Here is a 16,587-nt window from a genome sequence, read left to right on the forward strand (position 1 = left end):
TTAAGTGACTTGGCAGCATTTCAATAACGGTAGAGCGGAGGATTAATTGCTACATCATGATTGCGGCTTTTTGATGGAACTTATTTTTTTGTACGTTGTTCCATTCGATGAACGACTTCTGACCCAACGTGAGTTTCACCCCGAGCATTCGCTAATTGGATTTGTTTTTCACGTTCACGAAAACGTGCTTTTCTTTCTTCGCTATGTTTATCAATACACTTGGGACAACTGACCCCTTTCTCGAAGTGTTCAGATTGTTTTTCTTCATCTGTAATAGGTAATCGACATGCATGGCAAATATCATAATCACTTTTCTGCAACTGATGATTTACAGCAACACGCTCATCAAAAACATAACAATCGCCTTCCCACATGCTCTGATCTTCTGGTACTTCTTCTAAATATTTTAGAATACCTCCTTCAAGGTGATACACTTCGTCGAAACCTTGCTCTTTAAGGTAAGCAGTTGATTTTTCACAACGAATACCCCCTGTACAAAACATAGCCACTTTTTTGTGCTTTGCTGGATCTAAATTATCAGCAACATATTGTGGAAACTCACGGAACGTTTCAGTATTTGGGTTGACTGCATTCTTAAACGTGCCTATATCCACTTCATAGTGGTTACGAGTATCGACTAATAATACTTCGGGGTCAGAAATCAGATCGTTCCACTGATCAGGCTTCACATAGGTCCCAACAACTTTAAGAGGATCAATGTCTTCTACTCCCATCGTCACTATTTCTTTTTTCAATTTTACCTTAGTACGATTAAAAGGCAGTACGTCACTAAACGATTCTTTATGAGTAACATTAGCTAAACGAGTATCTTGATCAAACCATGCCAATAACGTATTTATAGATTCACGTGTACCGGCAACCGTGCCATTAATCCCTTCACTCGCTAACAGCAGCGTTCCTCGAATTTTATTCGCCACAAGAAGATCGGTTAGAGGTTGACGAAGTTCTTGGTAATTATCCAGAGTGACAAATTTATATAAAGCGCATACAACATATTGGGACATGGTTCTTCCTCTGCGAGCTGGAACGTAAATCCAGAGCATGTAAAATCAGTATTGTTTAAAAAGCGTTACAGTATAACTAAGCAACAGCCAAACAAAAACCAAGTAAAAATAGGGTTATATAACGGTAAACTGTTACCCCCTACTCTTCTTTATCTGCTGCGATACAAAATTCAACGTCAACTCAGAAATTTATTCTTATTTTACATAGTTTAAATCACTCTATTTCACTGACTACCCACTAGAAGCAATGCAAAACCTTAAATAGCTAGGGTTCATAGCATTCAGTTAAGTACTGATTTTCACATAAATACACACTTGCGCGATTATGCATTTAATAGTATTGTTTTTATCCAAACTAATTTTAGGATTTACTAATAAATATAAGGGTGATGTCGTGAACATGGAAAAACTAACAATTGCTTTAGATGAATTTATTCACGTTGGAGGGGCCTTGATCATAGTGATCGCAATCGTCTCAATACTTACTGGCTTTATGCGTGAATATATTCCACAAGACAAACTACAAAAAAACTCGCTAAACATGAAAAATGGGGGCCACTCCTTGGTTCACTATTTGGTATGTTGACGCCATTTTGCAGCGCTTCAGTTGTGCCAGTCTCAATGGGAATGGCAACAATGGGTGTCTCTCTAGGTACAGTATTAAGCTTCTTAATTTCAGCTCCACTGTGTAATTTTGTCGTTTTGGCTATGGTGTACGCGACTTTCGGCTTAAAAGTTACCGCTACTTATCTCGCGGTGACGTTTAGCTCTGCGGTTATTGGTGGCTGGTTAATAACTAAAACTCCATGGCGTAATGAAATTAAACGAGAAGATGAACTTGAAACAAACAAAGTACCTTCTTGTGGATCAACACCAACATCCTCCAGTTGTGATAGCAATCAAGCAACAGAAAATCAAAATTCTCAACCTGTTACCGCTTCTTGTAATGCGCAACCGCAAATCGACACCTCTAGTGTAAGCCTCGCTTGTGGTGCAACGGGAATGCTCACGATTAATGAAATCGAACCAAGCAAAACCCAAAGCGCGCTTCGTTTTGCCTTGGCTTTGTTTAAAAAAATCATTCCTTATGTATTACTGGGCGCAATAATCAGCGGCTTATCTGCAGCTTACTTACCATCAGAGTTAGTCGAAAAATACGTTGGTGGTGACAATATGTCGTCTATCTTTATCGCCGCTGTCATCGGTGTTCCACTGTATCTTAGAATTGAAATGGCTATTCCACTACTCAACGTATTAATCGTTAAAGGGATGGGGCTCGGTCCAGCCATGGCACTAATTGTCGGTGGTACTGGCGCGAGTTTGCCTGAAATTGCCCTAGTTTCTTCTGTTCTAAAACCGAAAGCAGTGATCGCTTTTGTCGGTATTGTGCTAACGACTGCGGTTTTAGCAGGCGTACTTTTTCAATATGTAATTTAGGTGTGATAACGAATGTATGGCCTGAAACTTCGATTCAGGCCATGATTAATTTAAGGAATACAAAATGACCATCGGAATTTTACTCTGTGGTGATGTGCCATCCGAATTAGTGGATGAGTTTGGATGTTATACCGACTGTCTAAAGTCACAGCTAAATTTAGAACGATATGGTGAAGTTAAAGTATGGAATGTCTACCAACAGCATCAATTACCAGAGGATGCTTATGAATGCGAGGCTTATGTTATTGGAGGAAGCCCATCTGGCGTAAATGATAATTTAGTGTGGCTTCATCACTTAATCATATTTATTCGCCAAGCATTTTTAGCGAATAGAAAACTATTTGGCATTTGCTTTGGTCATCAGATCATTAATCATGCACTAGGTGGCGAAGTACAAAGAGCAAGTCAAGGATGGGGATTAGGCTCTTACCACGTGCAGTTAAAACAAAATATTGACGAATTAAATGCAGGCCAAAACATGAAGTTAATATCGATTCATCAAGATCAAGTAGTGAAACCAGCAAACAAATTTGCAGTAATGGCAGGAAACCAATTTTGCCCTAACTATATCACTCGCTACAAAGACCAAGTACTAACGGTTCAGGGACACCCTGAGTTTAACGGACCGTTTTTTAATGCTCTACTCGAACAACGTACAGATCAATTTAACGAAGAGCAGCGACACAAAGCAAAAATCAATGATAAGAAATCCATGCTATTTTCTACCATTTTTAATCAATTCGCTCATCAATTTTTGTTCAATTAAAATCGTTTCTCTAGAAAAATCATCTCGTCAAACACAATAGCGGCCAGCTCGTAACCAGTGCGATTATCAATTAGCACCTATCCTCAATTCAAGTCAATTGACGCTATCCTTTCAACGGTAAACTGTACTTAGAACGCAGTTTACCCTCTGTGCTCTCGTTCTCTCTGATCATTCTGACGTTTGTGATCCAGTTACAAAAATTCAGTAATGCGATCCCGTTTTTTCTCTTAAAAACCAAAATACAATGAAGCATCTCACATAAATTCAATCACGCACTGTAACCGGTTACAGAAACCGGTTACAGTTATTTAGAAACAAAATGTATTCCTAACCTAAGATAATAAATCAAACAAACTGAGGATAACGATATGACTAAAATTCTTCTCTGCTGTGCTGCTGGTATGTCAACCAGTATGGTCGTAAAAAAAATGAAAGAAGCCGCCGCCAATAAAAATCTGTCTGTTGAAGTTAAAGCGGTCGGATTAGATGAATTTGATGCAAATCTAGATACTTATGACTGCTTTCTTTTAGGCCCACAAATAAAATACAAATTGAATGACTTCAAACTAAAAGCAGATAAGGTCGGCAAACCAGTTGCCGTAATAAATGCCATGGATTACGGAATGATGAAAGGCGAAAAAATACTCGATGATGCTTTGGCACTACTGGTCTAATAATGGAGAAAAATTATGTCTAACCCCTTTTTTGATTTCATTGAAAATAAGATCGCACCCGTTGCTGGTGCATTTGCCTCACAACGTCATGTCAGTGCCATACGTGATGGGTTTATCGGTGGTATGCCCTTTATGATAGTAGGTTCATTTTTACTGGTATTCGCTTTTCCTCCTTTCTCTGCAGAAACATCTTTTGGGTTTGGCCAGTGGTGGATCAGCATGTCTCAACAGTATTTCGACCAAATTATGACACCTTTCAATATGACGATGGGTATCATGTCTTGTTATATCAGTGTCGGCATTGCCTATAACCTAGCAAACCACTACAAACTCGATGCGCTTCCTACCGGTTTACTATCACTCATGACCTTTTTATTGGTTGCCGCACCTATGGAAGATGGAAAATTATCTGCCGCATTCATGGGTGGCACCGGCATATTCACGACCATTATTTTGTCTATTTATGTCACGGAGCTGACTCGATTCTTAAAAGTGAGAAACATTGGCATCAAATTACCTGAGCAAGTACCAGAAAAAATCCGACAATCATTCGATCTATTAATTCCAGCTCTGGTTGTTATTTTTACCATTTACCCACTAAATCTATTCTTGCAAGGTCAGCTAGATATGATTTTGCCTGCGGCTATCATGTCATTATTTGCTCCATTAATTTCAGCCTCCGATTCTTTACCCGCCATTCTTTTAGCTGCTTTCCTAGCTCATGCTCTTTGGTTTGCTGGTATTCATGGTGCAGCAATCGTCGGCGGTATTATGGCGCCTTTCTGGTTAGTTAACTTAGGGCTCAATCAAGACGCACTAGCAGCAGGCACAGAATTACCTGCAACCTTTATTGAGCCATTTTGGAGCTTCTTTATTACATTGGGTGGTTCAGGCGCTACCTTTGCGCTTGTCTTACTTTATCTACGTAGTAAATCTGTTCACTTACGCTCTATCGGAAAATTATGTGCGGTACCGACACTATTTAATATCAACGAACCTGTTATTTTCGGTAGTCCAATTGTAATGAATCCAGTCCTATTTATACCATTTGTCGGCGCTCCAATGATAAATGCCACCATTGCCTATATAGCAGTACAAACTGACTTAATTAGCAAAACAATTTCACTCGTTCCTTGGACTGCTCCAGCTCCAATTGGTGCTGCTTGGGGAGCCGGTTGGGAAATAAATAACGGCTTACTCGTAATCGGTCTAATTATACTTGATTTGGTTATTTATTATCCTTTCTTCAAAATTTATGAGAAACAATTGATTGCAGAAGAAACCCCAACTGAAAACGAAAAGAGCGCAAACACACCTAACTACGCTTAATCACACACACTAATTATTTGTTCTGGCGGGAAATCATTTCCCGCCAATAATGACTCGGAGTATCACAATGGATCTTGAATCTACTGTTATGGAATTGATCATCAATGCAGGTGAATCGAAAAGCTGTGCAATGCAAGCATTAACCAGTGCTAAGAAAGGACAATGGGAGGAAGTTGATGACCTGTTAGCTCAATCTACTGCTGCATCAAAACGCGCGCATTCTGTACAAACTGAGCTTATAGGTCTTGATGAAGGCGAAGGTAAAGTACCGGTAAACCTAATTATGGTGCACGCACAAGATCATATCATGACCTCAATGCTAGCAAGAGAACTCATCGAAGAACTTATTTACATTCACCGCACTATGCAAGATGCATAAGAAAAATAACTACAGGACCTACCCATGCAAAACACAAAATTAAAAGACTTTCCTGACAATTTTTTCTGGGGAGCATCAACTTCAGCCTATCAAGTTGAAGGCGCGTGGAATGAAGATGGTAAAGGACCGTCTGTCATCGATAAAGGAAACGTTGTTCAAGGTACAACAGATTTTACAATCACTAGCGACCATTATCATAAATATAAAGAAGACGTTGCACTCTTTGCAGAGCTTGGCCTCAAGGCCTACCGTTTCTCTATAGCATGGACCAGAATATTTCCAAATGGCGATGGTGAAATTAACCCAAAAGGAATCGAATTCTACAGCAACCTAATTGACGAATTACTAAAGCACAATATTGAACCTATTGTCACCATGTATCATTTTGATCTGCCTTATGCTCTACAAGAAAAAGGAGGCTGGTCTAACAGAAACACGGTTGAAGCTTTTGCAATATATAGTAAAACTCTGTTTGAGCATTATGGCAACCGAGTGAAATACTGGCTGACAATTAACGAACAAAATATGATGATCTTACACGGTGATGCCTTAGGAACAAAGCATGTCGCTGACGAGAATCCAATGAAAGATCTCTATCAACAAAACCATCACATGCTGTTAGCACAAGCGAAAGCCATGAGCCTATGCCACCAAATACTGCCTGAAGCGAAAATTGGTCCTGCTCCTAATATCTCTGTTATCTATCCAGCATCAGCAAAACCAGAAGACATTTTAGCGGCAAATACATTTTCTGCTCTACGTAACTGGTTGTACCTAGATATGGCAGTGTATGGTCGATACAACAAGACCGTTCTTCGTTTCCTAGAAGAAAGGGATGCTCTTCCTACTATCGAACCTCAGGACATGGCCATTATGGCATCGGCCAAACCAGATTTTATCGCCTTTAATTACTATAACTCGCAAACAGTTGCAGCCAGTTCTGGTGATGAAAGTGATATTAATTCCACTGGTGACCAGCAGATCACTATTGGTGAAATTGGCGCATATAAAGGTGTAGGAAATGAAAACCTAGAAAAAAATGAATTCGGCTGGGAAATAGACCCTGTAGGTTTCAGAACGACAATGCGCGAAATCTACGAACGTTACGCATTACCACTTATTGTGACCGAAAATGGTCTAGGCGCTTTTGATGTAGTAGAGGAAGATGGCTCAATTAACGATGATTATCGCATTGAATACTTACATAAGCATATAGAACAAGTGCAATACGCCATTACCGACGGAGTTGAAGTGTTTGGTTATTGCCCATGGTCTGCTATCGATTTGGTTAGTACTCATCAAGGTTGTTCTAAACGGTATGGATTCATTCACGTAGATAGAGAAGAATTTGACCTCAAAGAAATGAAACGCTCGAAGAAAAAAAGTTTCCATTGGTATAAAAATTTAATTGAAAACAATAAATTATAGTACTTCCCTTTACCGTGTTCCTGAGCATTAATTCCCGTCTCAGGAACTAAATTTAATGGATACCCATACAATGAAATTTGCTAATGATTTTTTAATAGGCGCAGCAACGGCTTCGTATCAAATTGAAGGAGCTTGGGATCAAGATGGAAAAGGCCCAACAAACTGGGATGAATTCAGCAAAATCCCAGGTAAAACTTTCGAAAATACTAATGGCGATGTCGCCATCGACCATTACAATCGTTATAAAGAAGACATCGCGTTAATGGCGGAAATGGGCCTTGAATCATATCGCTTCTCTATCTCTTGGGCTAGGATATTTCCTGAAGGAACAGGCAAAGTAAATCAAAAAGGCATTGATTTTTACAATAACCTGATTAACGAATGTCTAAGATATGGAATGGTTCCATTTATCACTCTTTATCACTGGGATTTGCCTTTAACCTTAGAGAAAAAAGGCGGCTGGTTGAGCAAAGAAACGACCGACGCCTACATCCAATATGCCAAACTCTGCTTTAACGAATTTGGTGACAGAGTCAAACATTTCATCACATTTAACGAAACAGTCGTGTTCTGCTCACTTGGTTATATGCGTGGTGCTCACCCACCTGGGATTCAGAATGATCCCAAAAAATATTTTCAAGCGACGCACAATGTTTTTTATGCTCATGCGAAAGCCGTCATAGAATATAAGAAATTGAATCAGTTTGGTGAAATCGGACTCAGCCATGTTTTTAATCCCGCGTTTTCAGTAGACGATTCCGAAGATAATTTATTCGCGCAAGATCATGCCAACAGGTTTAAGATGAATTGGTTTTTTGATCCTATCCTGCTAGGAACATATCCACAATATGTTGTAAGCCAACTCAAGCAAGAAGGTAATCTTCCTGACTGGACTGCCGACGAACTGGAGACTATCGAAAAGGCCGCACCACTGAATGACTTCATAGGGCTGAATTATTATCAACCAATGCGTGTCCAGAAAGCTCAAGGACAGACTCATACTCAGAAGTTAACACGTGCAAGTGCAACTGGTTCTCCCGGTGATACAAGCTATGATAATGTCTATCAAACAGTAAAAATGAACGATAAACGTTATACCAAATGGAATTGGGAAATCTCTCCAGAAGGTTTTGTCTGTGGACTTGAAATGCTAAAAGAGCAATATGGACAAATTAAGATCTATATTACCGAAAACGGGTTAGGCGATGAAGATCCTATTATTGAAGGCGAAATTTGCGATATAGCCAGAATTAAATTTTTAAAAGAACATCTTGCTGCTGTCAAAAAAGCGATCCAACACGGTGTGCATATTAAAGGCTATTTTGCGTGGTCCGCTATTGATCTGCTAAGTTGGTTGAATGGTTATAAAAAGCAGTATGGTTTCATTTATGTCGATCATAACAACAACCTACAACGAAAGAAAAAAGCGTCATTTTATTGGTATAAAGAGGTTATATCCAATCGCCATGAAGACGTGTGAAAATAACTAAACTGGAGAAAAAGCAGCGCTATGGCAACTTATCTGTCGTTTGATATTGGTGGTACAGACATTAAATTTGGTATTGTAAATGCTCAAGGAGATATTCTACACCGAGGAAAAGTGAAAACTGCCTCTAACGGCAAAGAAATCATCCAAACGATTGTAAATATAAAACAAGAGTTGGAGCAGGAGTTTATTGTCTCTGGTGCTGCATTCTCCGTGCCTGGATTTGTTAATATTGAAACCGGCTATTTAAAATCCGGAGGCGCTATTTCCGATTTCAGTGAATTCGACTTTAAACGTATTTTAACCGATAAGCTTTCTCTGGCGGTAGAAGTCGAGAATGATGTTAATTGCGTTGCATTAGCTGAAAAATGGTTAGGGAAAGCCAAAGATATCAGTAACTTTGTCTGTATAACTATTGGTACAGGTATCGGTGGAGCGATTTATATAAACAACCAATTAATACGCGGGCACCACTCACTCGCTGGTGAATTTGGTTACACCTTCATTACCTATGCACATGAAACAGAGGATAAAGCTAACGAAACAATGAATATGACCGCCTCAGTACGAGACGGGTTAAGACGACGTTATGCGAACGATAAAGGAATATCGAACCTCGAACTTATATCGGGAAAAGATATCTTTTCATTAGCGGAAAATGGCGACAATATAGCCATCAAAATCATTGATGAATTTTACAATAGCATTGCTGTGGGACTGCATAATTTAACGTTCATACTCAACCCTAACAAAATTATCATTGGCGGTGCTATTAGTGAAAGGTCAGAGTTAATTCCTAATGTGATCGGTAAAATGGAACAGTTACTCACAGCAATTCCCGTAGCCAATAAACTCAAGTTCAATGAACTTGTTGCTATCGAAAGTACATCATTCAACAATGACAATGGCCTAATTGGTGCGGTATATCATTTTGTCACTATGCAAAAACAAAGGCAGTCGCAACAAATATCACGATTATAAACATAGCCTATCGTTCTAACTGTTTTTTTGTCCCTGGAACGGAATTACAGAATTACGCTCAATAAGCTTTCCATAGTGATGATGAGAACAAGATAGTCGCTGTTTTGTTTCAATAAGCTCTAATGCTAAGTCGACTGCTTGCTTTGTCATATCTTCAATAGGTAGTTCTACTGTTGTTAGAGTAGGGTTAAAAAACTCGGTAATCGGGTCATTATCAATGCCAATGATGGAGACTTGTTCTGGAACATTAATTCTTGATTCATTCAATGCTTTCAAAGCGCCCACCGCCATGTTGTCATTAAATGCAACGATGGCGGAAAAGGAGGCTCCTTGAGCAAGCAATTTTTTGCACGCGGTATATCCGCTCATCATATGATAATCGCCGGTTTGAACCAAATTCATCTGAAATGGGATCTCGCTAGCTTTTAATGCATTTTTATAACCAGCCAAACGAGCCTGTCCAGTTGGATTATCAAGTGGGCCGGTAATACATGCAATATCTCTATGACCAAGTTTGATCAAATATTCCATCATTAGGGTTATGGCACCTTCTTGATCAAAAGAAACCGTATAATAAGAAGACTCTGAGGAATTTCGGTTCAATATAACTAATGGTATTGACAGTTGTTTATTCAGAGTTTTGATATGTTCATCAGACAGTGTTCGACTATAAAGAATGACCGCATCACAACGTCCTTCAAGTTGACGAATCGCTTCATATTCCTGTTCAGGATCATTTTTCCCGTTAGTCACAATTAATTGTTTATGGGCGCTATCCGTACTCGCTGCAGCTTGTTTTAACAATAACCCAAAATGAACACCATCAAAATCAGAAACCACCAAGCCTATGCTGTTAGTACGATTAGTTGCTAATGCTTGAGCGAGTTTATTTGGTCTATATCCAAGCTGCTCCATGGCCGCAAAAACGGCTTCACGGGTAGACTCTTTAACCTGTCCTGTACCGTTTACCACTCTTGAAACTGTGGCTTTAGATACACCTGCTAACTTGCAAACGTCAACAATAGTACTCATCAGCACCCTTTTATTCTTTAATTAATAGTTTATATACAACTAGCCGCTAGTGAGAAAGATAATAACATGCAACAAAACCGGTTACACTTTGGTTGGCACAAAATTAACACATTAAACATGCTAAAAATTTTTAGCCGATTAATACCAACTACTGTGCTGTTAGTGAAGTAATACTTGGTTAAATACCACCTTTATACCTTATGATTGACCATTCTTATGGAGTGACCTTTTGAAAGAAGCTTTTGAAAGGAGTCCAGAGCCTGAAACTATAAACACATTCACATCATTTGTTTATTGAATCCGAACCACATTTTCGTTTAATTCTGGGATCTCAAACCAAGACCAGAATAAATCTAACATTTCTGCTGTCATCTCATAAGACTGACCATCTAGATCGGAATTACGTGCTAATGCTCTTTTTTTACACGTTTCAAAAGACACATCAAGGTAGTGTACTTCACTGACAACACCTAAATTTGAAGCCCACTGAATAAACGAATCTCGCTCTGATTTACGCCAAAAACCAAAATCGAAAATAACAGGTACATCTAACGAGAACAGCTGCTGTGCCGATTGTTTAAATAACGTTGTCAGCGTTTCGAAACGACGATCAAAAACGTCGCGCTCCATATGCTCACCGTACAAAGGAATCATCCATTCATCTATAGAAAAGCGAAAAGCCCCAATGTTTGCTGCAAACTGTTTTGAATAGGTCGTTTTGCCCGATCCAATAAAACCACATATAAAGTAAATTTTACTCATCACCTTTCCTTATATTATGTAGCAAAACATACCTGCATCGATTACTCACCATAATTAGGTGAACTAGGACATTTGTAACCTATTAATAATCAAGATAAAAAAGTAACAATATCGTATGATATGTTAGATAATACCATAAAGGAATCAATGTCTTATATATACGTTCGGCGAAATACGACTCAAAACGGATTAAATACCAGGCAGTGTTCAAATAATTTCGATATTTAATAAACCAAAAGTAAGGAAAGTAATGGCAGGGATAACAAAAGAGGAAACATTTGAATCAGCTCAAAATTGGTCCAAGAAGTTTCTCGATGGAGTTGATGGCGCGGATGGTAAATTGTTCTATTATATTGATCTCATTGCGAGTAACAATTGGAGCATAGAGTACCTTAAATCTCACCCTCAAGATGAGATTAATTTTGCAGTACATTTTTTGGTTTTTAAAAATGAACGAGGTAAAGCAAAACAACATTTATTGAATGCATGTCAACATGGTAATCAAGATGCGATTGAGATGCTAAGGGATAACTTCAATGAGGAATTTACCAACAATAAAACGATAAAAGATAACGTTGACTTTTCTACTGCTAAATCAGAATCTACTTCTAATACTATAAACCCTGAACCATCGACTGCACCAAATTCAGCTAAGTCAGAAGCAAAAATAAGTGACCAACCTTCCCTACTTGTTCGCACTGGAATGCGTTTTATCTCACCACGATTCAATGATGAATTAGTTCAGTGGTTTTCTTCTGTGCCATTTATATCTGCAATCGTTCAAGTGGTTGTCAGTCTTGTTAGTGTACTTTATGGCCTGTTAAAAATGCTAAGCATTACAGCAGAAAGTGATAGTGTACAAAAAGGAGGCTGTGGTGCATTGATGCTCGTTTTAACCCAATTTGCACTGGTCTTGTTGCTATTTTTGGCCTTTATCTCTGGTTTGTTTAGTAGTTTGGCAATGGTGGGAATGGCGGTAGAATCCAGTTCATATGTTATGCCCGTCTTTTTAGGTATTTGTGTATTCGGTACATTATTAAAAAACAGCCTTAAAGTACAAGCAATGGGCAGCCACTACCAATATAAAGCCATCTACATTGGTACAATTGCCCTTTCAGTCCTACTATCCATAGTGGGTCTTGTTCGTATCCTTAGTTCTGATAATGCCCAACTACTTAAACAAACGGGCTTGGATACAATGGATGGCATTTTTCTTCCCGTTGTAGCTATCGCATCAACTATTATAATATTTCACGGTTTTCTAAAACCATTTGTAACCAACTGTCTGGTTATTTACGTTGCCATTGCAGTACAATCTGACCAAAAAACTCTCGCCAGACTTAAAAAACGAAGTGAAAAAATAGACCACTCGATGGGCATGGCTAGAAAAATATTAGCCGCTATTCGATACGTCGTGATTTTTTTAGGGGTTATATTCTTTCTAATACTCACCTTTCCCACCCTATTTGGTATTACTGATACCTCATTAATGCAGCCTAACTCCTCTCTGGTTGGCCTGCTAGACATCGATTATAAAAAACGAATCCCATTTTCGCTTATCTATCAAGCAGTGTTCCCTTATATTTTAGTCTTCTGGGTATCATTACTGCTTTGGTTTGCAATTATGTCCGCTGTATCACCACAAAACAGTTTTATTGCAAAATTAATGAGACTTTTTAAACGAGATAGTTATAAAGCATCAAAGATCATCGTTATTATTGGCTTGCTCACCTTAGCGACTTCATTATTTGCATTAAACGCAGACTTACACCTATTTCCTCATGATCCACAAGCAAAACTGGGAAATAGCGTTATCTATGAGAAAGTTAAACTATCTGAACTTCTATTAGAAAGCAGAGGATGGCAACAAGATGAACGTAAACTGAACAAACCTTTATGGGTAAAAGAACAAGCATCTGAGATTTATCAGTTTTATAAGCGATCCGGTACATTTGACAAGCTTAACCTCGAGGATGACTTCTCTAGATATTACGACCCTACCTATCATGGTAGTAAAGATGGTTATTATATTGAAGAGCTCGCTACTGATATTATTCCTCGTGCGCTTAAATATTATTGTGAAATTAGCGTCTTTATTATTCTGTGTGTGTGGATTGCAATCGTTTTAGGCATTTTTACTAAAAACAAAAGGCAATTAACGGCTTATATTGTAACGACATTAATCGTTCCAATAGTCTGTTTGTATATTGCCTCAGCTTCTAATCGAATTCTTCTTGATCTACAGGAATATACCATTGAGGTGTCAGACAAATTGAGCTACTCCTTCAGTACCGGTGATTGGGGATTAAAGCACTATAAAGAATCAATAAAAACAGTGAAAACAGTACAAGCACCTGCAGTAATCTCTACAAAGTCGGCGGTACAATCCAACTACAGAACCAACTGGAATAATGTGTATTTACTGCCGGGGAAAAATTTCTCGCTTAATAAATTAAATATTAAACATTCATATCAACAACTCATAACCGCTGCTAGAAAGGGTGATAGCGAGGCTAAAATTCAAGTAGCTATGTTGTATATGCATGGGGTAGGCATAGAACAAGATTTTGATAAAGCGGCCTACTGGTTCGAACAATCAGCAAGAGATAACCATCCGCAAGGTCAAAAAATGTATGGTTATACGTTTTATGGAACGAATAACACCGAGGCCTTTAAGTACATTAGAAAAGCCGCTCAGCAAGGAGATATAGAAGCACAATATTTAACATCAAAATTCTATCTCGAAGGGACGGGAGTGGCTAAAAACCAAGCAAAATCTGACTATTGGTTCAAGAAGGCCGCCGCTAGCGATATATTTGGTAAACGTTAGTGTAATCAATTAGCCAGTTAATCGCTGTCATGGTGTTTAACTGGTTAAGTTGTCTCGATAAATGGCTGTTAAACCGATCACTACGTGCAAGTAATCTTGTTGTATATGTCTTCAACATATCAACAAAAATCTCCCCCCCTCCCCGCTCAACCAAAAAGTCACATTTCGGTTACTTAAGTGCAATCTTACTGCAACAATAAACTTCTATGGTGTTGGCATAATGAACAGCCGCGTAATGGCTAATATAAACACGTAAAGGAAGCAGCCAATGACACAGTTTGACCACGATGATGATCAGCGTCCTCTAGAACAGGAACCCGAATTCAACCGTTTTATAGAAGCCGCAATGTCTCGCAGAAATTTTCTTAAAAACACCGGTGCTGCCAGCACCGTGGCTTTTTTTTCTGCTAGCCCAATTAGTCAAGCCATTGCAAATTCTATGCAAGATGAAACCACTATTATGGGCTTTGAGGCAATTCCTGCATCGACCGCTGACACCATTGTGGTACCTGCCGGTTACGATGCCGATGTTCTAATTTCTTGGGGTGACCCAATTATCAACGGTGCCCCTGAATTCAGTCAGTCAAATGATTCTATGGCTCAAGAGAAACAATTCGGTGATAACAACGATGGGATGACATTTTTCCCTATTTCAAATGACCGAGCGGTTCTTGCGGTAAACAATGAATACGTGAATTTAGAGTATTTATACCCCCATCAGGGTAAAAATATTTCTGCCGATGATGTACGAAAAGCACAGGCAGCTCACGGTGTTTCTGTTGTTGAACTGACCAAGAAAAATGGCAAATGGGTCGTCAACCCACAAGGAAGAGTGAACCGCAGAATCACCGCGTTTACTGAGATGGAGATGACCGGCCCAGCTCGCGGACATGCACTTTTAAAAACAGAGAACGATCCATCGGGAATGAAAATCCTTGGTACTATGAACAACTGTGCCAACGGACAAACGCCATGGGGAACGTATCTCACTTGCGAAGAAAATTTCAATGGCTACTTTGGTTCTTCTGCTGACAATGACCTTGGTGATAGTTATGCCCGCTACGGTCTAAAAAAAGAAGATTGGGGCTATGATTGGTTTAAACACGATGACCGTTTTGATATGGCTAAGCACCCTAATGAACCACACCGTATGGGGTGGATTGTCGAAATTGATCCAATGAACCCTAATTCTACACCCAAAAAACGGAGTGCATTAGGTCGATTCAAGCACGAAAATGCTGCGTTAACGATTGATGAATCTGGTCATGTTATCGTTTATATGGGTGATGATGAGCGTGGAGAGCATCTGTACAAGTTTGTATCTAAAAACAAATATGTTGCGGACTCGCCTGATAATGCCAACCTGCTTGAAGATGGTACGCTTTATGTGGCTAAATTCAATGGCACAGAAGGTGAACAAGCAGGACAAGGCGAATGGCTTGAGATGACATGGGGTAAGAACGGCCTCACTCCTGAAAATGGTTTCCCAGATGCGGCTTCTGTGATGGTATTTGCACGTCTTGCCGCCACTCAAGTTGGCGCAACCACCATGGATCGCCCTGAGTGGGTTGCTGTGCACCCAGATAATCATTCGGTCTTTTGTACACTGACCAACAATAAATACCGCGGCGTAAAAGAGTCACAACCTTTAAATGCAGCAAACCCACGAAAAGAAAATCCTTATGGGCATATCATCCGCTGGAGACCAGAGAATGGAAATCACATCGTGAATACATTCGAATGGGATATTTATGTATTGGCCGGCAATCCAGAAGTACATAAATCAGGCTTAATGGCTGGTACTGATAACATCAACAAAGATAATATGTTTAACAGCCCAGATGGAATCGGTTTTGACCGTTTTGGTCGCCTTTGGATTCAAACCGATGGCAACTACAAAGACAAAGATATTTTTGCAGGAATGGGCAATAACCAAATGCTTTGTAGTGACCCTAAAACAGGCGAAATTCGTCGCTTTTTAACAGGGCCAGTCGCTTGTGAAATTACAGGCTTAACCTTCTCACAAGACTACAAAACCATGTTTGTTGGCGTTCAGCATCCCGGCGAAAAACTTGCTGACTCGCACTTCCCTCAAGGTGGGGATAGCATCCCTCGCTCCTCGGTAATTGCTATTACCCGTAAAGATGGTGGTGTAATTGGTGCCTAACCATAAAAATACCGTGCAGTAAAAATGCTTCGCAGTAAGTACCAAAGGTTCCCTCTGGCTATTTTTTAATAGTTAGAGGGCTATTTTAGCCTTTCAAACTAATCTTCCACTCTCTAACACTTGATCCTAGATAGTTATCCATCTCACTGCCTATTTTTATCACCTGTTTAAAATATTTTTACGCCTCCTGATTGTCTATTTCCCCACTTGTATTTGCATCTAAACTCAACAATGTGCACTATATTAATGCCATGCATATTAAAACGAGTTATATTGGTAAATAAAAACCAA

The 16,587-nt window shown here is 39.3% G+C and carries 12 protein-coding genes and 1 pseudogene; 10 read left to right on the forward strand and 3 right to left on the reverse strand.

The features are described 5' to 3' along the window. Positions 1-80: 80 nt before the first annotated feature. Positions 81-1,025 (reverse strand): rhodanese-related sulfurtransferase, encoded by a 945-nt coding sequence (locus tag R3X26_RS15285; RefSeq protein ID WP_317718192.1) that lies wholly within the window; start codon positions 1,023-1,025, stop codon positions 81-83. A gap of 400 nt (positions 1,026-1,425) precedes the next feature. Here R3X26_RS15285 and R3X26_RS15295 point away from each other — a divergent pair. From R3X26_RS15295 to R3X26_RS15330, 8 genes and pseudogenes are all read left to right on the forward strand, one after another. Then, positions 1,426-2,462: pseudogene (locus R3X26_RS15295) on the forward strand (permease). Positions 2,463-2,526: 64 nt separating this feature from the next. Next, positions 2,527-3,228 carry a type 1 glutamine amidotransferase gene (locus tag R3X26_RS15300; protein WP_317718195.1) on the forward strand — a complete coding sequence of 234 codons (702 nt, stop codon included), beginning with the start codon at positions 2,527-2,529 and terminating at the stop codon, positions 3,226-3,228. 368 nt (positions 3,229-3,596) lie between these two features. After that, positions 3,597-3,902, forward strand: a complete 306-nt coding sequence (locus tag R3X26_RS15305) for a PTS sugar transporter subunit IIB (protein ID WP_317718196.1) — start codon at positions 3,597-3,599, stop codon at positions 3,900-3,902. Between the two features lie 15 nt (positions 3,903-3,917). Then, a complete protein-coding gene (locus R3X26_RS15310) occupies positions 3,918-5,231 on the forward strand; it encodes a PTS sugar transporter subunit IIC (protein WP_317718197.1) in 1,314 nt (437 codons plus the stop codon). Positions 5,232-5,298: 67 nt separating this feature from the next. Further along, on the forward strand, positions 5,299-5,610 hold the full coding sequence (locus tag R3X26_RS15315) for a PTS lactose/cellobiose transporter subunit IIA (RefSeq protein ID WP_317718198.1): 312 nt from the start codon (positions 5,299-5,301) through the stop codon (positions 5,608-5,610). A gap of 24 nt (positions 5,611-5,634) precedes the next feature. Next, positions 5,635-7,038, forward strand: a complete 1,404-nt coding sequence (locus R3X26_RS15320) for a glycoside hydrolase family 1 protein (protein ID WP_317718199.1) — start codon at positions 5,635-5,637, stop codon at positions 7,036-7,038. 70 nt (positions 7,039-7,108) lie between these two features. Beyond that, a complete protein-coding gene (locus R3X26_RS15325; RefSeq protein WP_317718220.1) occupies positions 7,109-8,518 on the forward strand; it encodes a glycoside hydrolase family 1 protein in 1,410 nt (469 codons plus the stop codon). Positions 8,519-8,548: 30 nt separating this feature from the next. Beyond that, the gene (locus R3X26_RS15330) at positions 8,549-9,505 is read left to right on the forward strand and encodes an ROK family protein (protein ID WP_317718200.1); all 957 of its coding nucleotides are present in this window, start codon (positions 8,549-8,551) and stop codon (positions 9,503-9,505) included. Positions 9,506-9,520: 15 nt separating this feature from the next. Here R3X26_RS15330 and R3X26_RS15335 read toward each other — a convergent pair whose 3' ends face one another. Next, a complete protein-coding gene (locus R3X26_RS15335; RefSeq protein ID WP_317718201.1) occupies positions 9,521-10,537 on the reverse strand; it encodes a LacI family DNA-binding transcriptional regulator in 1,017 nt (338 codons plus the stop codon). Positions 10,538-10,828: 291 nt separating this feature from the next. Continuing rightward, positions 10,829-11,299 (reverse strand): ATP-binding protein, encoded by a 471-nt coding sequence (locus R3X26_RS15340; RefSeq protein ID WP_317718202.1) that lies wholly within the window; start codon positions 11,297-11,299, stop codon positions 10,829-10,831. Positions 11,300-11,549: 250 nt separating this feature from the next. On the opposite strand from R3X26_RS15340, the gene R3X26_RS15345 reads away from it, so the two are divergent. Together R3X26_RS15345 and R3X26_RS15350 are read left to right on the forward strand one after the other, a co-directional pair. Beyond that, a complete protein-coding gene (locus R3X26_RS15345; RefSeq protein ID WP_317718203.1) occupies positions 11,550-14,129 on the forward strand; it encodes a tetratricopeptide repeat protein in 2,580 nt (859 codons plus the stop codon). Positions 14,130-14,397: 268 nt separating this feature from the next. Beyond that, positions 14,398-16,296, forward strand: coding sequence for a PhoX family phosphatase (locus R3X26_RS15350; RefSeq protein WP_317718204.1), 1,899 nt, complete (start codon positions 14,398-14,400; stop codon positions 16,294-16,296). Positions 16,297-16,587: the final 291 nt, after the last annotated feature.

The sequence above is a fragment of the Vibrio sp. TH_r3 genome (assembly GCF_033101115.1).
Taxonomy (GTDB): Bacteria; Pseudomonadota; Gammaproteobacteria; order Enterobacterales; family Vibrionaceae; genus Vibrio.